22 protein-coding genes are annotated in these 25,333 nt (G+C 42.1%); 6 read left to right on the forward strand and 16 right to left on the reverse strand.

Annotation, left to right across the window (positions count from 1 at the left end; all coding sequences use genetic code 11):
• Positions 1 to 40: 40 nt before the first annotated feature.
• The 8 genes from atpB to lepB form a co-directional block, all read right to left on the reverse strand.
• Positions 41 to 1,120, reverse strand: a complete 1,080-nt coding sequence (atpB, locus tag DI077_RS13965) for a F0F1 ATP synthase subunit A (protein ID WP_423241794.1) — start codon at positions 1,118 to 1,120, stop codon at positions 41 to 43.
• Positions 1,089 to 1,469 carry a hypothetical protein gene (locus tag DI077_RS13970; RefSeq protein ID WP_109020468.1) on the reverse strand — a complete coding sequence of 127 codons (381 nt, stop codon included), beginning with the start codon at positions 1,467 to 1,469 and terminating at the stop codon, positions 1,089 to 1,091. The genes atpB and DI077_RS13970 overlap by 32 nt, the downstream gene beginning before the upstream one ends.
• 301 nt (positions 1,470 to 1,770) lie before the next feature.
• Positions 1,771 to 2,124 carry a MarR family winged helix-turn-helix transcriptional regulator gene (locus tag DI077_RS13975; RefSeq protein WP_109020599.1) on the reverse strand — a complete coding sequence of 118 codons (354 nt, stop codon included), beginning with the start codon at positions 2,122 to 2,124 and terminating at the stop codon, positions 1,771 to 1,773.
• 70 nt (positions 2,125 to 2,194) lie between these two features.
• Positions 2,195 to 2,680: a glutathione peroxidase gene (locus tag DI077_RS13980; protein WP_109020470.1), complete on the reverse strand. Its 486-nt coding sequence runs from the start codon at positions 2,678 to 2,680 to the stop codon at positions 2,195 to 2,197.
• A 220-nt stretch (positions 2,681 to 2,900) separates the two neighbouring features.
• Positions 2,901 to 4,604: a biosynthetic-type acetolactate synthase large subunit gene (ilvB, locus tag DI077_RS13985; protein ID WP_109020471.1), complete on the reverse strand. Its 1,704-nt coding sequence runs from the start codon at positions 4,602 to 4,604 to the stop codon at positions 2,901 to 2,903.
• 278 nt (positions 4,605 to 4,882) lie between these two features.
• The gene (locus DI077_RS13990) at positions 4,883 to 5,095 is read right to left on the reverse strand and encodes an AtpZ/AtpI family protein (RefSeq protein ID WP_109020472.1); all 213 of its coding nucleotides are present in this window, start codon (positions 5,093 to 5,095) and stop codon (positions 4,883 to 4,885) included.
• 4 nt (positions 5,096 to 5,099) lie between these two features.
• Entirely contained in the window at positions 5,100 to 6,749 is a 1,650-nt protein-coding gene (locus DI077_RS13995; protein ID WP_109020473.1) for an LA_3751/LA_3752 family putative glycosyltransferase, read from the reverse strand.
• 7 nt (positions 6,750 to 6,756) lie between these two features.
• The gene (lepB, locus tag DI077_RS14000) at positions 6,757 to 7,794 is read right to left on the reverse strand and encodes a signal peptidase I (RefSeq protein WP_109020474.1); all 1,038 of its coding nucleotides are present in this window, start codon (positions 7,792 to 7,794) and stop codon (positions 6,757 to 6,759) included.
• 112 nt (positions 7,795 to 7,906) lie between these two features.
• Between lepB and DI077_RS14005 the strand changes: the two genes are divergently transcribed.
• Both DI077_RS14005 and DI077_RS14010 read left to right on the forward strand, forming a co-directional pair.
• Positions 7,907 to 8,698, forward strand: a complete 792-nt coding sequence (locus DI077_RS14005) for an aldolase (RefSeq protein ID WP_109020475.1) — start codon at positions 7,907 to 7,909, stop codon at positions 8,696 to 8,698.
• A gap of 258 nt (positions 8,699 to 8,956) precedes the next feature.
• A complete protein-coding gene (locus DI077_RS14010; protein WP_135354885.1) occupies positions 8,957 to 10,450 on the forward strand; it encodes a DUF2079 domain-containing protein in 1,494 nt (497 codons plus the stop codon).
• Here DI077_RS14010 and DI077_RS14015 read toward each other — a convergent pair.
• The 7 genes from DI077_RS14015 to DI077_RS14045 form a co-directional block, all read right to left on the reverse strand.
• The gene (locus DI077_RS14015; protein ID WP_109020477.1) at positions 10,435 to 11,457 is read right to left on the reverse strand and encodes an MBL fold metallo-hydrolase; all 1,023 of its coding nucleotides are present in this window, start codon (positions 11,455 to 11,457) and stop codon (positions 10,435 to 10,437) included. The two genes, DI077_RS14010 and DI077_RS14015, sit on opposite strands and share 16 nt — an antisense overlap.
• Positions 11,458 to 11,672: 215 nt before the next feature.
• A complete protein-coding gene (locus DI077_RS14020) occupies positions 11,673 to 12,851 on the reverse strand; it encodes a MaoC family dehydratase (protein ID WP_109020479.1) in 1,179 nt (392 codons plus the stop codon).
• A 64-nt stretch (positions 12,852 to 12,915) separates the two neighbouring features.
• The gene (locus tag DI077_RS14025) at positions 12,916 to 13,689 is read right to left on the reverse strand and encodes a hypothetical protein (RefSeq protein WP_109020480.1); all 774 of its coding nucleotides are present in this window, start codon (positions 13,687 to 13,689) and stop codon (positions 12,916 to 12,918) included.
• A 411-nt stretch (positions 13,690 to 14,100) separates the two neighbouring features.
• Positions 14,101 to 14,829 (reverse strand): hypothetical protein, encoded by a 729-nt coding sequence (locus tag DI077_RS14030; protein ID WP_109020482.1) that lies wholly within the window; start codon positions 14,827 to 14,829, stop codon positions 14,101 to 14,103.
• Between the two features lie 29 nt (positions 14,830 to 14,858).
• Positions 14,859 to 15,860 (reverse strand): hypothetical protein, encoded by a 1,002-nt coding sequence (locus DI077_RS14035; RefSeq protein WP_109020483.1) that lies wholly within the window; start codon positions 15,858 to 15,860, stop codon positions 14,859 to 14,861.
• Complete coding sequence (locus DI077_RS14040) at positions 15,857 to 16,366, reverse strand: RNA polymerase sigma factor (RefSeq protein WP_109020484.1); 510 nt, start codon at positions 16,364 to 16,366, stop codon at positions 15,857 to 15,859. The genes DI077_RS14035 and DI077_RS14040 overlap by 4 nt, the downstream gene beginning before the upstream one ends.
• Positions 16,367 to 16,414: 48 nt before the next feature.
• Positions 16,415 to 16,777, reverse strand: a complete 363-nt coding sequence (locus DI077_RS14045) for a hypothetical protein (RefSeq protein ID WP_135354886.1) — start codon at positions 16,775 to 16,777, stop codon at positions 16,415 to 16,417.
• A gap of 191 nt (positions 16,778 to 16,968) precedes the next feature.
• Here DI077_RS14045 and DI077_RS14050 point away from each other — a divergent pair, with 191 nt between their 5' ends.
• Both DI077_RS14050 and DI077_RS14055 read left to right on the forward strand, forming a co-directional pair.
• The gene (locus DI077_RS14050; protein WP_109020486.1) at positions 16,969 to 19,827 is read left to right on the forward strand and encodes a chitobiase/beta-hexosaminidase C-terminal domain-containing protein; all 2,859 of its coding nucleotides are present in this window, start codon (positions 16,969 to 16,971) and stop codon (positions 19,825 to 19,827) included.
• A 252-nt stretch (positions 19,828 to 20,079) separates the two neighbouring features.
• Positions 20,080 to 20,886 carry a hypothetical protein gene (locus DI077_RS14055; RefSeq protein WP_109020487.1) on the forward strand — a complete coding sequence of 269 codons (807 nt, stop codon included), beginning with the start codon at positions 20,080 to 20,082 and terminating at the stop codon, positions 20,884 to 20,886.
• Positions 20,887 to 21,062: 176 nt separating this feature from the next.
• Here the strand turns inward: DI077_RS14055 and DI077_RS14060 are convergent, their stop codons facing one another.
• Positions 21,063 to 21,284 (reverse strand): hypothetical protein, encoded by a 222-nt coding sequence (locus DI077_RS14060; RefSeq protein WP_242935211.1) that lies wholly within the window; start codon positions 21,282 to 21,284, stop codon positions 21,063 to 21,065.
• Positions 21,285 to 21,313: 29 nt separating this feature from the next.
• On the opposite strand from DI077_RS14060, the gene DI077_RS14065 reads away from it, so the two are divergent.
• Both DI077_RS14065 and DI077_RS14070 read left to right on the forward strand, forming a co-directional pair.
• The gene (locus tag DI077_RS14065; RefSeq protein ID WP_109020488.1) at positions 21,314 to 22,918 is read left to right on the forward strand and encodes an NADP-dependent glyceraldehyde-3-phosphate dehydrogenase; all 1,605 of its coding nucleotides are present in this window, start codon (positions 21,314 to 21,316) and stop codon (positions 22,916 to 22,918) included.
• 112 nt (positions 22,919 to 23,030) lie between these two features.
• The gene (locus DI077_RS14070) at positions 23,031 to 25,256 is read left to right on the forward strand and encodes an autotransporter outer membrane beta-barrel domain-containing protein (RefSeq protein WP_109020489.1); all 2,226 of its coding nucleotides are present in this window, start codon (positions 23,031 to 23,033) and stop codon (positions 25,254 to 25,256) included.
• Positions 25,257 to 25,333 lie beyond the last annotated feature (77 nt).

Genomic DNA, 25,333 nt, shown 5'->3' on the forward strand with positions numbered 1-25,333 from the left:
TTTACTCCTGTTTGTTTTAAAATATAAATAAAACCAAAATCTAATGTCTATGCATTACCGTTCCAATGAACACGGTAGTGAGCAAAGAAAATATAAACGCCTGTAAGAAGGCGACCAAAAGCTCCAAGAAATAAATCAAAACTGAACTCAATACTGAAACCGGAGCGATAAAATAACTTTGGCTCATAAAGATAAACCCAAGTAGAGCCAAGATCATAACGTGACCTGCAGTCATGTTTGCAAGCAACCTCATCGTGAGTGCGAAGGAACGTGCGATATGAGTCACGATAAATTCCAAAGCCCACATCAAAGGCCAAAGAGGAAGAGGAACCCCTTTCGGAACTGCGTGCGCTACGAAGGAAATCCCTTGGTAGGAGAATGCAGTTCCATAGATAATGAGTAAAGTTAAAGAGGCAAGAGATAAGGTCACCCCGATGTCTCCGGTAGGAGTGATCCCCGACCAGATCTGTCCGAAAGTATGCAAGGAATGAGGGGTGTGTTCGTAAACTCCCAGAGAAACCAAAAAGTCCGATCCAGCAACAGTCAATTCCCCAACCGAAGGAACGAGTCCAAATAGGTTACAGAAAAGAATGAAGAAAAACAGACTGAAAATGTAATGATAGTAGGAATGACCGTGGTGTTCTAAAGAAGAATCGACTACGTTTTCTTTTAAATAAGATACGAATGCTTCCACCCCGGAAGTGAACTTGTTGTATACTTTGTTGGGATTTCTGGAAATCAAATTCGCAGCAGGGATAAAAACGATAAATAGGAAGAAGGAAGCAATCCACATCATCGTTACACGTTTTGTGATGTGCATGTCAAAACCACCGACGTAGTGGTAAAGTTTCCCATCATGATCCGCAAACACGTCGTGTTCCACCGAATCAAATCCCGGTTGTCCTTCGAAAACCTTTTCCCCGCCAAAATTCAATGGAAAAATGGGAGCATCACCCAAATGGTGTGCCATAACTTCACTGAAGTCAAATTCCTCAGAGTGAGAATCGTGTTCTCCTCCGGATGCCCAAAGACCAGAAAAAGTCAGGAAAAAAAGTAATAGAAATGAGAAAAATGCCCGATACTTAGACTTATTTTTCACTATAATAGCTCGCAAATACAAGAAAAAGTAGGTGGAGGAAATAGGCAATTAAAAATCCAGCTATGGATTCAAAAGGAAACTCTAAAAATGCGAGGGCGGAAATAGTTCCCAGGTTCACAAAAAAAAACAAGATTACCGTAAAAAAAGGAAATCCCTTCTCTCCCAATCCAGGGGAAACCCTAGGTAAAAATCGCAATTCCATCGCTGCGATTTGCAGGAAAAAAGAAATCCCGGCTCCCAAATAAAATACAAAATGTAGGTTTTTATCGACCCAGAGACCGAGTAAAGGAATGGAAACCAGACCACTTAACAGAAAATAAACGAAGTAAAGTAAATGAAATTTTTTAAGATTGATCCGGTATAAATCCATAAGCTCTAAAATCAGATTACATTCATTGCCGGATAGGTCAAATGGAATCGGCTTCTTTTCGGGTAAGAGAAAATTTCAAATGCAAATCGAATCAATGGCAAAAAGGCGAACTTATTTGTAAAAAAAACCGAGGAAAAGACAACACCACTTTACAAAAAGAAGGTGGTGTGATAGAAGGTAGCCATTGGGTGGCGGGTCTGGTACCCCACCCATTTGATCAGGGCGGGGAGATCCTTACTAAAAAATAACGCGCATTTTGTTTTTCCATTTCCCAAAAACAGCCTCCGCCTAGTTCCAAGTTTTATACTCCCAACCGACTCAGAGTTTCCTTAAGAGAAAAAACTTCCTGAAGAGAAATCCCCAATTGGCAAAACAATTTTTCAGGAACGGACAATGCTTTTGTGTGTAATTTTTTCCCTGCAGAAGTCAGCATTACGGTAACCACTCTTTCATCCTCTTCTCCCCTCTTTCTTTCCAAAAGATTCGCTGTTTGCATTCTTTTCAAAAGAGGTGTCAAAGTGCCGGAATCAAGACTCAAGCGTTCACCGATTTCGCTTACGGAAAGCCCATCCTCTTCCCACAAAACAAGCATTACAAGGTACTGCGGATAAGTTAAATTCAGCTCGGTGAGCAAAGGACGATATAATTTCATCATCCTATGCGTCGCCGAATACAGGGAAAAACAGATTTGGTTCTTAAGTAAAAGAATTTCTCCCTTATTGGCTTTATTTTGCAATCAAATCCTCGATATCTTTCACAATCGCTTCCGGTTTTGTGATAGGCGCATAACGCTTAACAACATTCCCTTTTTTATCGACTAAAAATTTCGTAAAATTCCATTTCAAATCCAACGAACCGAATATTCCGGGAGCTTGTTTTTTCAAATGTTGGTAAAGAGGATCTGTGTTCGGTCCGTTGACTTCCAATTTCGAAAAAATAGGGAACGTCGTGCTGAAGGTTCTCTCACAAAAAAGTTTGATTTCCTCATCGGAGCCCGGTTCTTGTCCGTTGAATTGGTTGCAAGGGAAGGCAAGAATCTCAAAACCTTTGGTATGCAATTTGTCATAGGTTTCTTGTAAACCTTTGTACTGCGGTGTGAAACCGCACTCACTAGCAGTGTTTACAATTAGAAGAACTTTGTCTTTAAAATTAGACAAAGGGACTTCTTCACTTCCCCGTTTTACTTTGATTTGATAAAAATCTTCTGCCATTTTGAAAACCTCTCGATATTACAACAATGGCAGGCAATTAAGTTGTGCACAATCTTTTTTTTAAGAGGTTTTGTGAAATCTAAAGCAGCCAGGGAAAGGTGCGGAATCCTTAGTAGCCCCGCCCTACATTGGGTGGGGTTAACCACCCGCCACCCAATGATTCTCCTCTACTACATTTTTCCGGCTACTTCCATCCCTTTTCAAACAAATGCGAAAAAAATCAAAATAAGTTCGCCTTTTTGCCCTTTGTCTCTGCAGCCAACAGATATTCATGGTTCGCTTTTCCCGCAGGGACAAATGGATAAACACCTTCTTCTTCCGGAACAATTACTTCCAAAAACGACGGGGCTTTTTTCGAAAACCAATCCGGGAAAAAATGGAAATCATCGTTCAGATGAATCTTTGCGGATTCGATTCCGAAACTTTCCGCCAAACCGAGGAAGTCCGGTTGAAATTCAAATTTACTCCCCGACTTTCTATTTTCATAAAAAAGTTCCTGTTGTTGGCGCACAAGTCCCAGATGTCCATTATTGATTAGAATGATTTTCACATTCAAGTTCCACTCTCTCAAAGTGGAAAGCTCCTGTAAATTCATCATGATAGAACCGTCTCCTGTAAAACAAAGAATAGTTGCATTCGGATTGGCAAGTGCGACTCCGATGGAAGTGGGTAAACCGAAACCCATCGTACCTTGTCCTCCGGAAGTGATCCAGGAATTCGGTTTTCGAAACGGATAACTTTGTGCTACCCACATTTGATGCTGGCCTACGTCGGTAAGAACAAAAACGTCCTCACTTGTCAAACTTGCTATCGAACGAACAAGTGAATGAATTTTGTTCGGTGGTTGTGGCAATGTTTTTTTGAGATGACCGATTTCACCTAACCATTCTTTATTGGAATTTCTATAATTAGCTTCGAGATTGGAAATCCAGGCAGGCAAAAACGAATGAAGATTTCCATTCCAAGACAGGTCGACCTTTCGGTTCTTATTGATCTCTCTTTTATCGATGTCTATGTGAATGACTTTCGCGTTTTTACAAAAAGATTCCAAGTTGCCGGTAGCACGATCGTCGAACCTCACTCCGAATGCAAGTAGTAAGTCGCAGTCCCTTAATGCTTCATTTGCGACCGCAGTTCCATGCATTCCCATCATTCCCAAATACAATTCATCTTCTTCGGAAAATATCCCGAGTCCCATCAATGTGGAAACTACCGGGATTCGGAATTGATTGGAAATTTTTCGAATCAACTCCTCCGATTTCACAGCTCCTCCGCCAATATATAACAATGGTTTATTGCTATTTTTCAATAACTCTGTCGCCTCATTAAATAACTCCCGTGACGGATCTGCAGAGATGGAAAATTCCATATCTCTATCCTCGTCTTGAATCGGTTTTTTTTCTTCAAAGTTGCCAATCGGGGCATTTTGAATGTCTTTGGGAAGGTCAATCCAAACAGGTCCCGGCTTTCCTTCCTTACATAACGTAAAAGCTTCTTCCAAAATCTCCGGAAAACGGTTCGGGTCTGTTACCAGATACGCTCGTTTGGTGATGGATCCCACGATAGAAAGAGTATCCAATTCCTGAAATGCATCCGTTCCGATAAGCCCTGTTGGGACTTGACCTGATATGACGAGTATTGGAACCGAATCCCGAAATGCATCTGCCACTGCAGTGATTGCATTGGATACTCCGGGACCCGAGGAAATCAAAAACGGGGTCACTTCCCCCGTGGTTCGAGCGATTCCTTGGGCAATAAAACCCGCTCCTTGCTCGTGACGCGCAAGAACATGAGTGATTGAGGACATTGCCATAGCATCGTACACCGGTAAGATGGTGCCGCCGGGCAATCCCGGGAGGATACGAATTCCCTTGGATTCAAAAAAACGAATACAATATTCAGAAACAGTAATAGAGGTTTGCATAAAATAGTCCTTAGGGTTTTTCTTCCCGCGATAAGGCTTTCCGTCCGGCGGGAAGCCCCAAAGGGGGAAGGCTATAACGACGGAAAGCTAAGACTATTTGGATGAGTGACGACGACTAGGACGAGAGAAGTGGTGAGTACATAAGAAACCTGTGCAGGGTCTTGGCTGAAAGAGCATAGATTGCAAAAGTCCGAATTTAACATTCTAAGACCAGAATTTCTTTATCGGAAAATCCAGTCACTTTTTTTTTGAGATAGGTAGGCGCAAATTGGAAACGTTCAGAGATCTTTTGTTCTTTTGATCAGAATATAAAACGAATAACCAAAACCTCCGAAAAGACCTACTAACAGCCAAAGAGGACTTGTATCGAATTTTTCATCCAGAAAATATCCACCCAATACAAAAACCAGTATGGAAGTTACAAATTCAAACCCTACCCCTGCCATTGCGAGAGGGGATTTGTCTTCCGGTTTTTGATCCTTAGGATCCATCCGGCTATTTTTCCCCTATCTTTCGATAACGTTGGATTCGATAACCTAACTCGGTCCTGTCGGAAACCAATTGATAATGACGAGCAGGAAATTCATAACGATTGTTAATCTTTTCATCATATAGTTTCTTGGAACTATTGTTATCGTAAGGTTTTTCGCCGTCATACCAAAAAAGATGGAATCCGGGAAAATCGTTTTTATAGAGAATGTCCTGCAGATCGTTTGCTTCTTTTTCGTTAATTGCCAAAAAATGATATTGGTTCAGATAGGAAACGGAGATTAACAAAGCATCGAAAAGATTTTTGTGAATTACAGGGAGATTTTCCTTTTCTCCTTCCTTCCAAATATTTAACAACTGAACCTGAGACTCCTGCACCCGATTCATCAATGGAAAAAACGATTTGAGAAGACGGCTTTGCAAATAAACTTGCGAAATTAGGATTATACCGGCAAAAACCAGAAACCCTTTTTTGAATCCGAAAGAGTCAAAATTTTCCAAATGATATAAAAAATAAGCCGCTGTTATCACCAAACAATAAAAACTAACATCCGTAAAACGAAGACCGGCAAACAACCCTCCCGGGTTATACGGAGAAAGAATGGAAACGATGATCACGCTTAAGATACCGAATATACTCCAAAAAACAATTTCCAAAGAATGGGTCGGGAAATTTTTAAAGCGGGGGTATAATAAGGAAACAAGGCCTAGAACTACGAGTAATCCGCCAGCCTTCAAAAATCCCAATTTTTCAGAATCTCCCAAAAAGAAACTTTTGATCAAAACCAACTGACGCCCAATGCCGGAACCGGAAAGATCTCCGAGGGAAATTCGTCCCCTAACACCGAATATATTACCAAACTCTATTTGGTTCCAAACCGCAAAGAAAGCGATTCCGATCAAAAACCCAATGAGGGTAAATCTGTTTTTTCGAATGAGTGGAAAGATTTGAAACGAATTCAATACAAGATACAATGCACCTGCTAAGAACAGATAAATAAACATCTCGGAACGAAAGTATGGAGCAATGGATGCAACAAATCCAAGAAGAAGCCCGATCACCGGCTTTCGGGAGAATTTTGGTGAAGCGGAAGACTGATCCAAAATATAAAATAAAAAAACCAAAACAAGGATTACCGCTAAAGTAGTTTCAGTGTATTCATAAGCGGAATAAATCGGATAACCCGAGATAACAATCACTGCAAGGAGAGAGCGAAAAAGAACGGATTTCAAACCTACGATTTTTTCGATATAACCCAATACGATAAAAGATGTAACCAAATACAGAAACAAACAAACCCATGTTAACCCAAAAACGCCGAACAGAGAATAAATAGGTATGGATGCCAAAGCAAAAAAATACGGATATTGGAAAACACATTCCTCTCGAAAAGTTTTCCCTTCTCCCTTTACAGCCCATGTATAATCAAAAGGAAAAAAACGATAATCCGGATCTATGTTTTTCCCCGGATACAAACATTTGTGATTTTGCAAACCACCTTCCGAATACTGAATGAGTTGATAGTATTTGATTTGCGCATCGGATTGAATCATAGGAACGCCTAACCCGTCTAATTTGATGCGCTTATGGATATAATAAGAGGAAAAAATTATTAATATAAGAAATGGTATGATATTAATAATTTTTTGTTTCATAAAACGATTAGTTTAAGATACGACCGACCCGATCCCATCGAACGTTCAGCCTCCAAAGTCTGTATTTTAAAGTTCGCTCAATCCAACCGAAACGGGTTTCTTCTTCTCTGTATCTATAGGAAGAAGAGGAAAATACTTCGCTAGGATGACATTTTTTTTCCAATTCTTCGCCTTGATAACGTTCTGCGAACTCGGCCCCTTTTTCAGCCAACTCTTTACCTGATTTATACTCGCAGGTAAAATCCTTCCAGTCGATGGAGAAATAAATCACAAGCGCCTTTCCCAGAATATCCTCTCTGCCCACAAATCCCCAGGCGCGCGAATCGTGAGAATCATCCCGATTGTCACCCATCACCATATACTGACCTTCCGGTATCAAATGACCTTTTACAAAATCACAACATTCGAATATATGGGCTCTTCGATCGTCTTCAAATCCTTCCAGAATATAATGTTCGAAGCCTGGTTTTTGTTCCACAAAAAGAGCTCTTTGAGAAGCATCAATATTGTCCAAATCGGAAAGCTCGTCTCCAATAGGAACTTCTCTGGGAGAGTAGGATAAAAATTCGGCTCCGTCTTTCGGTTTGTATTCGAAGTATGCAAAATGAACTCTGCCTCTGTCTTTCGTATCCACGAATTTTCTTGTGATACGAATCGTATCGCCGGGCAAACCCACGACTCGCTTAACGAAACGTTTGGCGAAGATTCCGGTGCGGGATTCTTCCTGCGCTAGCGCTGTGGCAGGCGGGATAAAAGTGACGATATCTCCCCGTTTTGGGTCGTCGATTCGAAAGATTTCTTTTTCCGTGAATGGCATTCGGATGGAATAACGCATCTTGTTCACGAATAAAAAATCACCGATTTTCAAAGTGGGAATCATCGACCCGGACGGGATATTATTCGCGTCAAGTATGGAAGACTTGAAAGCAAAAACGAGAACTACGATGAATGCAAAGGAAAAACTGGATGCAAAAATACCTTCTTGGGGCTCTTCTTTCTTGGTTTTTGGAGGATTTGGCTTGGTTTTGGAGGAAAAAATTCCCATACGGTGACCCTAGATTTGCGGAATTTTCTGTCAACAAAGGGAAAAATGCCGAGAAAGGCTTGTACGAATCCGGGATTTCACCGATACCATACCTGGAGCCCTTTACTTGAGTATGGAAAAAAGCCTCTCTATTTTGCGTTTAACTCTTCAAGAAATGAAGGATCAGTACGCCTTTGTTTGTCTAAAGACCGGAACAGAAACAGAAGATATGGGAGAGGGAGAAATCACTCTACTCCAAAAAATCTGCCAGGGAATTCTACCGCTTTCCGTTAAAATCGGCGGCCCCGAAGCACGTAACGATATTAGAATATGCAATAAAATTGGTGTAGCCGGCATTTCCGCACCCATGGTGGAATCGGAATACGCTCTTAGAAATTTCATCTCCACATTGAAAAATCTGATCCCTGCTATCGAGTTCGATAAAATAAAAAAAGCGATCAATCTGGAAACGATCACCGGATATAGAAACCTTCTGGATATTTTCGATTCACAAGCATTTGGCGATTTGCAGCAAGTAACAGCTGCTAGATCAGATCTCTCTGCATCCATGGATAAAAAACCGGATGATCCGGAAGTTACCCGCATCTCTAAAAAAATCATTTCGGAAGCAAAGAGCAGAGGCAAAAAAACTTCCGTCGGCGGAACCATCACAAAAACCAATTTTGAATTGATTGCGACCGAAATTGCTCCCGACTTTATCAATTCCCGTCATGTAATGGTGGACACTTCCAAAGCGATGGAAATCGGAGCGACCGACGTTGCGGAATGTATGTTGATATTTGAAATGGACATTTACGAATACTTTTCCAAAGTGTTCCCCGAAAAAGGATACTACTATCGCAACCGTGTAGAAATCAATAGGGAAAGAATCGGAGAAAGAAAGGTATTGTACTTTATTCGTTAGGTGGTTTTTTTATTTTTTATATTTAGCATTGTCACTGCATTTTTATTTGCCATTCCTTACTCATTGCATAAGCCCCTTCAAAAAGGGCTTTTTCTTTTTTGTATAACTGCTTCCTTATTTTGTTTTTACTTTAGAAATTCGAATTTCAAACAAAATAAAATTCTTTTCCTGCCCTCCCCGATTCTAGTTGCTTTCAACCGGTTGAGAGTCTTATTCTCCCGAGCAGTTTTCATACAATCTATAACTTTATTCAGTCTATTGATTTATATAATCAGTTTCGGATTCCATTTTTATGAGATCAGTCTGGATTTTTCTTCCCGATTTTTCTTCCAGGACTCGGATTACATCGGGATGGATGAAGTCATTCGGGAGATACTCAGAGGTAACGGATTTCATTCCGCATATTACTCCGAATCGGGAAAAGATTCTTATCTATTGCATCATTTTTCTCCCGGGCTTGTTTTTTATCTGCCTTTTGCCGGATTGTTTCCGGATCGAGTGGGTTATGCGATTGGATGTTATACTTATACCGTTTTGGGTCTTTTCGGTTGGGGATTTTTATTGTACAAAGAATCGGTAAAAAAAGAAAGCCCATCTCATGGGGCCGTATTTTGGATACTTTGGATCGCGCTTTTAAATCAACTTTATATCTATCGGTTGGGAACAAGTTATCATTTTGAAGTTTTGGTTTTACCTTTCTCCGCTTTGTTTTTTTATTTTTATCTGTCAATCCGGGATAAAAATAAAACCAAATCGATTTATCTTTGGTCCGGATTATTCATCAGCCTGGCCTTGTTTTTATCCGTAAAAGAAGATGTCGGTGTATACATCGGATTATTTGCGGCTGTTAGTTGGTTTGGCGAATGGTTTTCAGGAAGAAAAATTCCCTTTTATAAAAATATCCGATTCAACTCTTTGCCTTTCGGAATTTTAATTCTATCTATATCTTACTTCTTGTTTGCATTTTGGATTTATCCCCACTGGGTTCTGGGAAATTCTACAATTTCCTGGTCCGATGAATTATCCCGGGAGTATGTGGGAAATTATAAAAAAGTGGAAGGGATAGAGAAAACAGTCAGGATCTTTTTGGAAATCGCAGTCAGCGGGGGACTAGGAATTCTGTCCGTAGTCCCGGAAGGAATCGCATGGGGTTTAATTTACCTAACACATGCTATATCCTCCAGACCTTGGCACCATGAAATATATTCCTATTACTCCTATACACTGCTCCCTTTTGTTTTGTTTTCCGGGGTAGTTTGGTTGAGAAATAAAAAAGAAATTCCTTATTGGGGATTTTTTTTAATCGTCGGACTTATATTTTATAAGAACTCTTTGGATGGAAACTATCCTTTGCATTTTCAGAAAGAAAGTATCCAAACGGAAATACAATTACAACAAAAACAAACAGAAAGAACGGTTCAAACGGAACTCTTGGAAAGTAAAAAATCGATCCCAAACAACGGAGTTGTTTATAGTCAGTACAATTTGTCTTTCTATGTTTCAAAAGAGATTCCCGTCCGACCGATTCGTTTATTTGAATCGGAATGTTTTCAGGAACAAATCGGAACGAAATCAACATCGAAACAAAACCTTCCTCATTCCTGTTATGTGATCCTATCACCGGATTTTACGGAGCCGGTATTTCATCCGAAGGAAGAACTTTTAAGATTACGAGCGAAGCTTCTGGAAAAAAAAGCGGAACTTATTTACGAAGGTAATTTGGTGGAAGTTTGGAATTATTCTTTCAAATGAAAGATCTCATAACCACTGTCTCTTTTTTCGATTCGAATGAGTCCCTCTAAAACCAATTTTTTAATAATGGAATAAATCAATCCGAGAGCGGTGGGAAGATGACCTCCGTTATGAACTTTTTTACCGATGGCGGCCTCCATCAGATTCAAAAGATCGGAAGGACTTTCTCTCAACCTTCGGATTACGCCTTTTTCCAAAATGGATAAAGTTTTTTTTACCAAAGTGATCGTTCTTATAGGATCTTCTATCTCATGACCGTGCGCAGGAAGAAGCCTTTTGATCGGCTCTTCTAATAATTTGGAAAGAGTAAAATAATAATCTCCCAAACTACCATCCATTTCGGAATAAATCGCTGTTAGGTTGGCAATGATCAGATCCCCTGAAAAATACACACCGGACTCCTGAATCACGGGAGTGATATGATAAAGATTATGACCTGGAGTGTAAATAAAACGAAAGAGTCTGTCTCCTATCTCCATGGAATCGTTATGGTCGATCGCCTTGTCGATCCTAAGAATGGGATCTCCTTTTTTGGTTTCCTGGAATTTGCTGTAAAAATTCACCCAGCCACTTCTGGATTCGGAAATGATTTTTTCCAATTGGGCGGGATCTCCGAAAGCAACAGTGAACAGATCCTCAGTCGCCTGCTCGAAAAGTCGCATGGAATCCAGATAGTTCCCCACTCCGTCTTGCATGGCACGATAACCGTAATAGACCGCCTTAGGCGCGTAAGATTTTAAAACCAGAGACGAAGAAATATGATCCAGATGATTGTGAGTATAAATGATATTTTTGATATCCCGAAGGGAAAACCCTCTGGTTTTCAAAGACGCCTGCAACATAGGAACGGATTCGATATAACCCGAATCGATCAAGGTCAAACCGTCGTTATCTACGAATAGATAGATATTGTTGGGGGCATAAAACGGTTGAGGAAGGACGATTTTGTAGATCTGGTCTCCAATCTCTTCCATAGGAGGAACTTTTTTGGGAGTTGTGACGATCATGGATTATGTAAATGTAATAGGTACCACAGAATATGTCACTTTTATTCCAGGTTTCTTCGCGTTAGGGATCGGTAGGATTAAGTCGCCCGTCCGTTTGTTAAAACGGCGGGGGACCGGAGCGAACGCGGAGTCCGGACGAGCCCGGACCCAAACACTGCGAAATCAATCGGATGAAAAACTAAAAAAGACCTGCAAGTGTTTGGGTAACGCCCAGCTTACGGTTGTTTTTTGATGAGAAGTTTTCTTTCGATTTCGAAAATCTTTTCGGGGATTTTTTCTTTTCCTAATTTCTTTTTGTCGTTTTCTTTTAGGAATAGATCCGCGCCGAATTTATCAAGAGCGTCGTTTGCTTTGATGTTTTTGAGTCCAATGAGTTGGATTTGAACTTCGCCGGCAGGGATGCCGTATTCGGTTCCTTTGTCTTCTACGGAAAGAATGCGACTAATGCTAGTTACAGTGTCTCCCGAGAAAGCAGGTTGAGTGTGGTATCCTTCCGTAAATCCGATTTCCCAAAGGGCGTTTTCGGAAATATCGCGGGAAGCATTTCCAACTAACCAACCAAACACGAGTCCGCCGTATACCACCGGTTCGCCGCCCATAGGACCGGAGATTCCTGCGGAATACAATTTGTCATAATGAAGAGGATGAGTGTTTCCTACGCGGAAAGTCCATTGATAATGCTCGTCGGTGATCGTACGGCCGTTTTGGTGCACATAGATTTGACCCGGTTGGAAATTTTCGAAATAAGTATGTCCCCAAGTAACATCCTTTAGTTGAGTTGGGAATTGCAATTTGGGAAGTTTGAGTGCGGGAGTTGCCGATTCGGGAAAGAATGCGGATTTGTCACCAGGTTTGGAATTTCCTTTCGGTTTTCCGTTGGATTGATAAATCATGATCTTTCTTTCGTATTGCAAAACCACTTCGTTTTTTTGGTTGAGACAAAGTGTTCGCACGTGAACGATCCCCGGTTTATCAGGACCTTTGTCGTCGACCGCAAGAATCTTTGTGCGGGAACCGAGAGTGTCGCCAGGGTAAACCGGTTGCAAGAACTGAGCATTGTAATAACCGAGGTTAGCTAACGCCTTCTCACTGTTATTTTGCACGCCGATGGAAAGCGCCAGGTTGAAAACCATAAGAGGAGGCACGAGCAAATCTTGAAAGCCGTGGGCTTTCGCATACTCTGCGGAAAGATACAAAGGATTTGCATCCATAAATACGGTTGCGAACTCTTGAGCGAAACTGCGATCCACAGTGAATTGGCGGGGGTGAACATAAATATCCCCAACTGTGAATTCTTCCAGGTAACGTCCATAGATGTTCTTTTTGATTTTATCAAGAGTGGCTGGGGTTTTCGGTGCTATTTCACCGAAGGGGGTCATCGCTTTTTCTACCATGGGACAAAGGTTCTAGGGGGTATGCGGGAGGAAAAGAGTTTTTCTGGGAAAGAAATAAAGGAAGTCAGGGCACTGTCACATTCATGTTAGTGAAAGTTACCGAACCGATGGAAGGAGTTACAGTTCCGAATCCTGTGACAAAGGAAGAGATATTGAAACCAATGGATGCGACTCCATTCAGGGTTCCCGAAGTAGTTAGAAATCCGGCAGCTGTACTGAAAGAAAGTGCATTCGAAGGGGATGCATTCAAAACCAAATTCAAAGTTACGTCTCCTCCAGTGGCTGCGGTCGGTGTAAAGAAAGTCCCCTGGTTGGAAAAAATAGTGGAGGGCATATTCAGAGTGGTGGAATAATTCAGGCCGAAACAATAAACGTTTACGCTCACGTCGGAATTCGAAATGGTTCCCGAGCCGGAAGGAACGTTACAGAAAACATTTCCCGAGTTCGTATGGGAGGCCACCGTTACAGTATAACCTGCATTTGCTGGTATTTGCAAAGGGAAGACGGATGTTACGGAACCAGTTCCTGCGGACAGGATGTTCATAGGAGTAGTTCCGTTGAGTGACAAACTCATCGTGGAAGCACCGATCAGTCCCCCTATATTGAAAACTGTGAAATTGACTTTGTAGAGAGCGGAATTTTGTCCGGTGCCACTACTACTGTTTTGCGGCAATCTGTTGCTAATTTGACTCCATTGCAATATATCCGTAAGAATCCGATCAGAGGAAATGACTCTAGTATCCGAAGGATTGCGGAATTTCGGAGGATGGCAGTCGATCCCGCATAAGACCATCAGAATATTACAAACAAAAAGAAGTTTCATTTTCAAATCTGTCATTTGTTTGTCGCTTGCAACATATTTACCAATGAAATGCGAGTTCAGTAAATAAATTTATTCTTTCTCGCCGGAGGATGCTAGCTCTTTTTTCCGGGAAATAAAAACTGAGCTCTCATTTACCGTTGCTGCAGGAACTGGAAACACTACCAGGGTCCGACCGATATTTTCATCGGAGTATTGGGTGGAATCTTTAGTATCCCCGCCCCTTCTTCGCGCCAATAGAAGCGGAGAAGTGTTCGAAGAACCATCAGCGTAGCTGATCTTTTGGGTGGGGTTAACCACCCGCCACCCAATGTGTTTTCTCTATCACATGTTTGGCGGTATTTCAAACCAATCTCTTGCAAGTAAAAAAATTCTACAAATAAGTTCGCCTTTTTGCCAATACCTATGATGAGAGAGGCTTCCCGAAATTTAAAAACGAAGATACCACTGGATCGAAGCATTCACTTCCGATTGTTGAGAAAGTTTGGCTTGGTTTCCCTCCAGAGAATAAAGAGAGTTTCCTTGGACGGGAGCAAAACCCACATTCGTTTTGATTCCTGTATTGGGAGTCTCTTCTTCGGCCGCCCGAAAGGAATCATACATCACGAATGAATAAGTAATCGCTCCCAGGAGAAAAAGTAAATTGGCAGTTCGATAAGAGGATTCATACTCAGAATAACTTTTTGTGTATTCCCAAGGAAGCAATTTGCTGGATTTTGCCTGGGTCAAACTGGAGTTAGCTTCATTTTGAAAATAAATCCCTCCCAATAGACAAAGACTAAAGAGTCCGGAAGAAATGATCCCCTTTTTGATTTCTCCTGCTTGGAAATAACCTATCCCCGGATAATAAAAATTTCTGCGAAGCTGATCCGCTCGTTTCTTTTTTGCAATCCATCTTCTTTCCAATTCTTCTTTTTCCGCAATGGAACTTTCTTTTACTTTTCGATTTCCCTGTTCCTGCAGTTCGGAAGCTTCTTTTTTGATTTTAAAAACCCGGGAAGCTTCCTCTTTTTCTTTGACTTGTCGTTTGAGTTCTTTGTTTTCTTCTTCCAAAACCCTCATTTGCAAATCATCCGTAACTTCTTCGGAGAAAACAGGACCAACTGCAAAATAAAAACCAAACGAGAGTAAAACGGATAAAGCTGAAATTCGATTCATGAAATATATGAGAGTGAAAATTTATATACTTAGTTTTCTAAAGATAAAATGGATTCTGGTGCGACAATTCTGGTTTCATCCGGTGTAAGAAGATGCCACTTGCCACCTTTTACATACCATACAGCGATGATTTCCGTTCCATCTTTGAATTTAATCTTAGCGGCATTTCCATAGAGAGCGGTCAACTCTTTCCAAGTCCTGACAGGTTTTCCCTCCGAGTCTGATTGGGATTCCTGGGCATTTGTAACGATAATTGGTTTTTGATCCAATTCCGTTCTGATGATCCCCCCTTCCCGCAAAGACGCATAAGAAAGCAAAGAAGTGCTGTCGGAGTAAATTCCGTCTGTCTCCCGGACTTGGTATGATTTTCCTTCCCGAACAGAACCTAATGCGACTTTGTTAGAAAGTAGCTGAATTTCCCCTTCCCATACATCCAATGAATCGGAATTTCCTTCTACTTTCAGTCGGGCAAATGTTCCTAGTAGAACATAGGTTTGGTGAGTACTTTCCCAAACCAAAGATTTTGCCGCTCTCGGGTCGGACAAAACAACCACTTCCCCCGAACGAATGTTAAGATGCAAACGGGGGATCCCTTCTGAAATGACTTCCTTCCAAGCGACAATGCCCGGTCCTTGCAATCGCACAGAGATCCCGGGAGAAGGAGAAATCTGCACTTTACTCCGATCGGAAAGTATCCAAAGATCCCCTGCCAAAAGATTGGAACCGGGAGATAAAACAGAAGCATCATTCGATCCGGTTCGACGCAATCCTACGTTCCCATACACATCGGTGATTAAAACAGATTGATTAACAGTATTTAGGTGCTTGTCTTTTCCGCTAAAGAGGAAAAAGGCAGCGGCGAAAATCGCCGCTGCCGAAATTGGAAAAGAAAGTATAGAAAGCGAGCTTAACCACTTTCTACGCTGAATAGAGGTAGAGGCCTTTCTCTCGTCTGAATTCCAAGTAAGCTCTTGCAAAGGTTTGGGCCAATCATCCGGATTGTCAGATTCCCACCACGGAGTTTGCTTCATTCCCAATCCTCCCAGGTCCAGCCTTCTTTTAGAAAAACCTTCCGTATCACTTTAACACCTTTTTCCAAAGAAGAGCGAACTGTTTTTTCATCTATCTTAACAATCTCTGCGATTTCTTTTAACTTTCTCCCATCGGAGAAACGAAGATATAAAATCTCCTTTTCCCGATCGGGAAGCTCATCACCAGAGAGAATAGAATCAAATACAAGCATCAATTCTCTTCTTTTACCTTGAACCAAAGCGGGTATCTCTGCACCGGAAAATCCCAAATGCACTTGACCCGCTTTTCTAAGGTGTCTTAGAAAAAGGTTTCTACCTATTCCCATCATCAAAGGGGGAATGGATTCAACTGATTCCAAACCTTTCTGAGATTTTTCATACAGACGCAGGAAGACTTCATGAGTCAAATCTTCGGCGGTGTGAAAATCGGCACCTAACCTACGCAAGTAGGATAAAAGTGCGCCCTTATTTGCTAGAAATAATTTACTTAGAAACTCCCGATCCAAAAGCCCTCTACTAGTTCATTCCTTGAGAGAGAGAAAAAAGGGAATTTTTTATTCTGAATCTTCGAAAAATTCGCATCGGTTCACTAAATTCCATGGATAACGCACTAAATCCTTGCCGGTTTCGCTCCCGAGCTCCAAATATTCCGAATTCCAAGCCCAAAACCGCCCTTTCACTTCCGAGCCGTCGGCCAATGCCAGTCGTAATTTTTTTCCGGTCAATTCATTTGGTTCTACTTTTGCAACGGTTTGTCTTGCAACCCGGTAGATTCCGTTGGGACCTTCCACCCAAAGAAAAGATTCGTCGGAAACCCAAATTTTCCCCAAAAGAATCTCTCCCGTTTTCAGAATGAGTTTGTCTGCGAACGCAGGAATCGAAAATAAGAAAATTATAATGAAGAAAATCTTTCTCATCCGGAGTGCCATTTTTACTTAAGGTATTTTATAAAGTTTCTGAGAAAACAGAGAAACTAATCCTTGTTTCTTAAAATAGAAATAAAATGCGAATAAAAGAATATTTTATTCCTTTTTTCACCACGAAAAGGAATAAAGCAGTAATAATTGTTACATAGTAGAAAAATTTGCGGACCGGAAATTAAAATTCAATGCAAAACCCATTTTTATACCTAACTCCTTTTAGAGGGAAGAGCCTAACCGGGCGCAAGTTTAGGTACAGTTCCGGTTTGTTTCTGGTATTTTTTCTCTACCATTGCGGGCCTCTCGCCCCGGAGGATTGGGCCCCTTCCATGGCTATGGTATTGGGGCTTGGCGGAGGTACCACAAATTCCAGCGGCCCCAAGACGCTTAACCCGGGACAAACGGTCAGTTTCGGGGGACAAGGCAATGTGACTGGAACCGTCGTTGATATAGACGGGGACGGAGTGGCGGATGCAATTGCAATCAACTCGAACAATGGTTCGGCAAACAACAAACCTCCCGGTTTGATTTTAATCGATTCGGATGGAGACGGGGTTCCGAACGGGGTCGATGCCAACGGAGACGGTGTCATTGATTATTATATTACGATTGGGAGCGGAGGTTCGATCAGTTTAACAACTCTGCCGAACGGAGGTGGGAACCAGGTAACTGTCGTTCCCGGGCAAGGTTTTGATTCCAACGGGGACGGAATTGTGGACAATCCTATTCTTGGGCAATTGGCAAACGATACAACTCCCCCTACTTCTGTCATTACACCCGCCGGAGGAACTTACACTTCCGCACAAAATCTAACGATCCTATGTTCCGACAACATTGCCCCAAGTAACATAGTTTATACTACCAACGGAACTGCTCCCGGTTTTAGTCCGATAAGCGGACTGATAAAAAATCCACCTAGCACTACTTTCACGATCGGAGCGGAAGGAAACGGAACGTATACTGTTCGTTATCTTTGCAGGGATTTGGCGGGGAACCAAGAATCTGCAAGTGCTCATACGGAGACTTATGTGATCGACAATAATGTTCCCGCTGTGACAGCAAGCCTCGCTTCCGTTTATGTGAGCAACAACGGTGGTGCGATCAATTCTTCGCAGCTGACTTGGTCAAGCAGTATGAATGGAACTTATAGTGTTCGATCCGGTGGAACAAATTGTACGGATGGAGTTGAGCTTTCCAACGGAAATGCAACAGCTTCCGTTTCCAACACCGCAACCACTTTCAATGCGAGCGCTTTGAGTCTGGGAAACACTACGATTCGAGTTTGCGTTACAGGAACAAGCAACGGACTTGTAGGTTCTTACGCACTTACCATCACAAGAGATGATACTGCTCCCACCATCACTGCAAGTCCGACAAGCGGTAGTTATATGTATTTGGCATCGATTTCACTGACTTGTAATGATGCGGGAGGAGCCGGGTGTGATAAAATCGCATACTCTTCGCAAACTGGTTCCGCTCCTACTAGTCCGGCGATTACAGGAACAACGGGAGCTATCACTTCGGGAACTTTATATTCGAGTGCAATTGCTACAACAGATCTTGCAACCACCTATGTAAAGTTCATTGCCCGCGACTTGGCAGGAAATACTTCCACTGTTTCCAGTGAAAATTATATGATTGATACGACTGTTGCTACACCGTCGCAGGTTTCTGTTTTAGGTGTCGGAACAGAAGTTTTTGTGCAATGGGCCCCTGTCGCCAATGCCGCAGAATACAGAGTTTATTATAGCACAACAAGTCCTGTAACCACATCTTCCATCAGTGTAACAGGGATTAGTGGTCTTTATCATAAGGTCACAGGCTTAAGCAGTGATACAATGTATTATGTGAAAGTCGAAGCAAGGAATGGTGTAGGTGGTATCAGTTCACTTTCCCAGGAACAACGGGTCTTTACGATTTCTACTCCGCCGGGGACAGCTGGTTCGGGGAATTATGTGGATATTTCGGCGGGACAGGGGGCATTTTCGGGATCAGGTCCTCCGTCCGTAGTCATTGATGCGATTTCCAACAAATTACTTGTAGCGACCGCAAATGGGGCAAATGGTTATCGACCTAGTCTATTTCGATGCGATTTGGATGGTTCTAATTGTACTCATACTGATATTTCCGCGGGGCAAGGGGCCAATTCTGGGTATTCTCCCTTTGTACTTATCGATCCAATTTCAAATAAGCTGCTAGTCACAACGGTGAATAATACAACCAATTTTGGGCTAAGCTTATTTCGATGCGATTTGGATGGTTCTAATTGCACACACACAGATATTTCAGCAGGACAAGCAAATAATTCGTTAGGTAGTGCCTCTGCAGCAATCGACTTTGCTTCCAGCAAACTCCTTCTGGTTATGATGAATAATATGAACGATGGTAAACCATGTTTATTTCGTTGTAATTTAGATGGTTCAAACTGTGCATTTATAGATATTTCAGTAGGGCAAGGAAGTACTTCGGGTGCTTTTCCTTCTGCAAAGATTGACCGGATTGCAAATAAACTTCTAGTAGTGACTCAGAATGGATTCAATGACAGCAAACCTAGTTTATTTCGGTGTGATTTAAACGGGTCTAATTGCACACATACGGATATTTCTGCCGGGCAAGGAACCAATTCCGGATCTAACCCCTTCAGTTTAATCGACCCGATTTCGAATAAATTGCTTGTTGTGGCATCTAATGGATCAAATGGAAGCAGACCTAGCCTTTTCCGATGCAACTTGGATGGATCCAATTGCACACATTCTGATATTTCTTCTGGGCAAAGTGCTATGTCCGGAATCAAGCCTTCTGCGACTATTGATCTGGCTTTAAACAAGTTGCTTGTAGCAACGACCAACCAGACAAATAACGGCAAACCAAGTCTTTTCCGATGTGATCTAGATGGATCCAATTGCACAGTCATTGATATTTCCTTAGGACAAGGAACTGACTCCGGAGTAGGAACATCTATCAGAATCGACCCAATCTCCGGGAAGCTATTAGTGGTTACTTCCAACGGAGCTGATAACAACAAACCCGCTCTTTTCCGTTGGTAGTCCGTTAGTCGATCACAATTCCGCGAGAGAGATGCGGAGGGCTTGGTCGCGGAAGCGACCGCAGCGTTAGCGGAGCCCGGAGAAGCTCGGGCCCCGAAGGGGACTCGCCCGACTACCCTCTTCTCTGATAAAACCGTTTTGTCTGTAAACCTTTCTTGTCTTTCTGTGGAATTGTTTTAGAATGTTCGGAGTTTGCCAGGTGGAGCCTGTGGTGCGGATGCTCTTGGTGGGACGAAGAGAAACGGAGAATGGATGAAGCAGTTAAATAGAAATATATCATATAACAAAGAAATGCGGAATTTGTTATTTCATCTGGTTTTTTATCCGGTTTTGCTTTTGTGTTTGGGCGGCTCGGTCGAGGCGGATGAAAACAGTATTTTTGAAGCGCAAAAACAAAGGCGGTTGGAAAAAAGAACCTCCGTTTATATGGATTTTTATTTTGCTCCGAATGATTATTTCGGAAAAGTAGGCCGGGAGATTCATGTTCCCAATATTTCAGTGGCTTATAATTTGAATGAGAGTTTTACGGTGGGAGCTTCTTTCAATTATTTTAGTTACCAAAGAACAGCGTACGGTTCAGCCACTTATAACAATGAAAACATACAAAGTTACAGTTCAAGGAAAGAAGGAGGTTTTTTCAAATTATTTCTCAATTATTATATCTTAAGTTCCCCTCTTTATTTGAATTTCGGAATGGCAACCATGCCTGATTTTAAATTTTCATCGACTAACACTCTTTACAACCAATTGACAAGAGAATACGAATCCTACTCAAGCCATTATGTAAACAAAACACCTTTGGTATTGGATTTTGGACTAGGTTTGAAATTTATATTTTTTGAACATTTTCTGACCGGATTTGAAATGGGCGCCTATCGGTCGTTCTCCGAGAATACGAAAAGATCCATAGAGCCGAATATTTATTTTCCATCCAGTTACACTCCGAATGTGGCGACGCCGTTTCTGGTAAATTCCCTATTCGAGTCAGGTTCGCGAGCAAGCCGAGACACGAGCACAAGCGGTGTGTATTTGAAAATTTTGTTTGGGATGGCGTTTTGATTTTTTGGGAGTGGGGTTTGGGGAGTTGTGAATTTTTAGTATCCTCTCCCCGCCCTGATTGATGGGTGGGGTACCAGACCCGCCACCCAATGCGTCCTAACTACCACAGACCGCTGTTTCTGTCTTTTCGGATCGCAATTCTGTTCGTTTTTTTATAAATAAGTTCGCCTTTTTGCCTACCCTACTTCCCGGACCTTCTTCCATTCCTGATGCCAAATATGCCACTCTTCTCTTGCCGCACGATAGGCTTCCATATCCGAACGGACTTCTTCCATAAGGCATTCCAATTCCTGAACTTTACGTAATAACCTTTCCGAAAGTTCAATCCATTGCACAGAGTCCTCTTGCAAACTTTCCACGTTTTTAGTATCGGGATTCTCTCTTGGAAATCCTTGCATTTTTAAGCTGGAACAAAACCCTCTCAAGTATGAGTTTTTCTTTTCCCAAAAAGGACCTGATCCCCAAAGAATTTCAAATTTCCCCAAAACACCAAAAACATTATCTCATGGACGGTGAATTAAGGACATGGGCGGGAAAAACGGAAACCGTTCTCTCTCCGATTTTTTTGGAAACGGAAACAGGTTTGGAACAAGTGGTACTTGGAAGTTATCCTTCGTTCGGTGAAGCAGAAGCTTTGGAAGCTCTTGACTCCGCGGTAAAGGCCTACAACCAAGGGGCGGGGGAATGGCCTCAATCCACCGTAGAACAAAGAATAGCTGCTATTGAAAATTTCATTTCGCTTATGCAGACGAAACGCGAAGAAATCATTCTTTTTCTTATGTGGGAAATAGGAAAAACACACAAAGACAGCATCAAAGAATTCGAACGCACGATAGAATATATCAACGATACTATCGAAGCTCTCAAAACTATGGAAAAGGATTCCTCCAAATTCATAACGGAAAAAGGAATCCTGGCCCAAATCAAACGAGCTCCTTACGGAGTTGTACTCTGCATGGGCCCGTTTAACTATCCGTTAAATGAAACATTCTGTACTTTGATACCAGCACTTGCGATGGGGAATACAGTGGTATTCAAACCTGCGAAATTCGGAGTGCTCCTCCTCGAACCTTTGCTGGAATGTTTTCAGAAAGCCTTTCCGAAAGGAGTCATCAATACATTGTATGGCGACGGGGCCAAAGTGGTTTCTCCCATTATGGAATCGGGCAAAGTGGATGTATTCGCATTTATAGGTTCCAGCACGACTGCAAATATCATCACAAAAAAACACCCAAAACTCAATCGCCTAAGATCTGTTTTGGGATTGAATGCGAAAAATCCTGCCATCCTACTTGAGGACTGCGATTTGGATGCTGTAGTTCCGGAAGTTTTAGCGGGCTCGCTTGCCTACAACGGACAAAGATGTACCGCACTCAAAATCATTTTTGTTCCGGAAAAACTAGCGGAACCGTTTTTGGAAAAATACCTTACCTTATTGAAAACCTGGAAAAGAGGAATGCCCTGGGAAAAAGATATTATGCTCACTCCCCTTCCCGAAGAAGGAAAAACGAAATGGCTTACCGAACTCATTGAAGATGCGGTAACTCACGGAGCAAAAATTCACAACTCGAAAGGCGGAATGGTCACCGAGTCCTTCATGAACCCAGCGGTATTATATCCTGTTTCCAAACAAAGCAGAGTTTATCATGAAGAACAATTCGGTCCCATCGTTCCGATTGTCCCCTATGAAAATATAGAAGAGACTTTGGAATATGTGAGGGATTCCAATATGGGACAACAAGCAAGCATATTCGGGAAGGATGCGAAAACCATCGGCCTGTTAGTTGACAGACTGGTAAACCAAGTGGCAAGAGTCAATATCAACGCACAATGCCAAAGGGGACCTGATAGTTTTCCATTTACGGGAAGAAAGGATTCTGCCGACGGAACTCTTTCCGTAACGGATGCTTTGAGAGTATTTTCCATCCGAAGTCTGGTTGCCACAAAAGACGAAGAATCCGGCAAAGAAATCATCCGCAAAATCGTAGAAACGAAATCTTCCCGATTTATAGGAACGGAGACCAAGTTTTAAGACATAATTCGGTTTTTCCCTAATCTTTTTCCTTGGCAAAGAAAAGGATTAAGATTGCTATTTTGGGCTCAAGAGCTAGCTTAAATGTAGAGATTTTCTCTACGAGAATCCAATGAACCTAAACCGATCCATTCGATACTTCCTGATCATTGCCTTTCCAATATACATATCTTGTGCGAAGGTAATTACCCAAGAACAGGTCGGCTTTTTAAGTTTACTCCTTAGTTCCGGCGGATCTTCCTCCGCAAACAACTCCACCGAAATACCGGTTGCCGTGGACCGCCAAACAGGAATTCAAATCAGCTCTTCCGGTTTGACAGTGACTTACGCCACACTTACTACTTTGGCAGTCAAACTTTCCGCGAAACCGACTCATGATGTAACTATTTCATTATCCTTCGATACCACCAAACTAAAAGTAAATGGTGCAAGCGCTTCTCCCGTCAGTTTGACTTTTACGGAAAACAATTTCGATACTCTTCAAAATTTCAGCTTGGATGCTTTAAATAACGCAAACGATACATCCAGCATTTCATTAGCTACGCAAAGCACGGATACCCCGTACAATAGTTTGTCCAAATCACTTTCAGTAACCATTCAAGTTGCCACCGCAGCCATTGTCACAAGTGTGAATACTGTTTCCATAGACGGTGGAGGAACAGGTTCCTTCGGAGTTCGACTGAATGTATTACCAACAAATAATGTAAGCTTAACCGTGAGTTTCCCCGGAGCCAAACTTGCAGTAGACGGAGTGACTTCTTCCCATCCGGGATTGAGTTTCACTCCCGCCAACTATTCTACTTTACAAACGGTAAACCTAAGATCCCTTTTAAACACAACTGAATCGGTTAACATCGGTTTTATTGCATTCAGTTCCGATGCGGATTATAATTCCAAGTCCAAAACCGTTTCCGCTTCGGTCACTTCCAATACAAGAAGCCTTGTTCTTTCCCCGAGTCCGGTCTCTTTAAGTATGAAGGCGGGAGAAGTTCATTCTTTTACGGTTGCACCGAGTGTAGCGCCTACTTCCGATATTACAGTCAGCTTCACTTATACGCAAAACCAGATAAATATTAAAAAGTCCGGAGATGTGAGTTATGACTCGGATGGTAGTTTTTCAATCACTTTATTAAGTGGAAGCACTACTGCACAAACCATTCAAGTTAAAGCGGTATCCAATGTCAATGTGGCAAGCGGCACAATCAATATTGCCACGACAGTTCCCGCTTCTCCGAACGGAGATATTTCCTTTAGCGGACTGACAGCAAGCGCCGGTTATTCGATTGATACGGACAATGTCCCGGTTGCCCTCAACGGAAATATTCAAAATGGAACCCAGGCAACGACTTCCAATTCTACCACTTATTCTTTGGGAACGACAGTTGATCCTGCTACCTCCTTTGTAATTTGCAATTTTCAAACCGCAGGATCTGATATAGTCAATGCGACCACTTGCCAGCTTAATTCTTCGGGAACCCAGGTCGAAGTGAAGAAAGGGGCATCGGGCACGAACGTAACTACCAATTATTATGTAATGGATTTCAGTTCCGGAATTTCGGTTCAAAGGGGTGCTACCGTTTTAACATCAGGAACGGCGACGACAGCCTTATCCCAAACAGTCAATACCAGCAAAGCATTTATCATATCTTATGTAAGAACGACTTCTACAGGCTCGGCCAATGACAATCGGAAACAAGTTCAGGTATCTTTTGCCGACGCAAACAATCTGAATTTTTCATGTAACGGGTGTACAGCTACAACGGTAGAGTGGCAAGTTGTGCAATGGCATTCGGCGACAGTTCAATCGGGAACAGCTACGATAGCGGACACGGCTTCAAGCACAACGGCAAATCTAGGTTCGGCGGTGGATCTTTCCAAAACATTTTTGATCTTCAATCATTCTTATACTCCGAACGGAGGAACAGGTCAGGAACAAAATTACTTTACCTCCGGGTCTTTCTCATCCACATCGCAACTTTCCTTCCAACGGGGATTCACCCAAGGGACGATTGCCATACAGTATTTTGCAGTGTCCGTTCCTTCCGGTTTGGTTGTGAAACCGAAAGACTTTACTCTTAGCTCTTCCGAAACCAATATTTGTGATGTGATCCCGGGCGGAGGTGTGACAAATTATTTAAAATCCATGATGATCACTTCCAATCGAACCGGTTCCGTTGCGGAAGACACCGCACTGGATTCATCTTCCCTTACGTATGAATTCAGAAACTCGGGATGCGGAGCATCGGGAAATACAAATTTAAAAATCACCCGTTATAACAACGGAGACGGAACAAATCATAGCGTATCCGGCACCTATTTCCTGTTAGAGTTCAACTGAATTTCAACAAATCAGCCTTTTTTGTTTTGGTTAAAAAAATCCGAAGCCGCCTAATTTTTCAGTGATTTAAGATCAAA

This window comes from Leptospira kobayashii (assembly GCF_003114835.2).
GTDB lineage: Bacteria > Spirochaetota > Leptospiria > Leptospirales > Leptospiraceae > Leptospira_A > Leptospira_A kobayashii.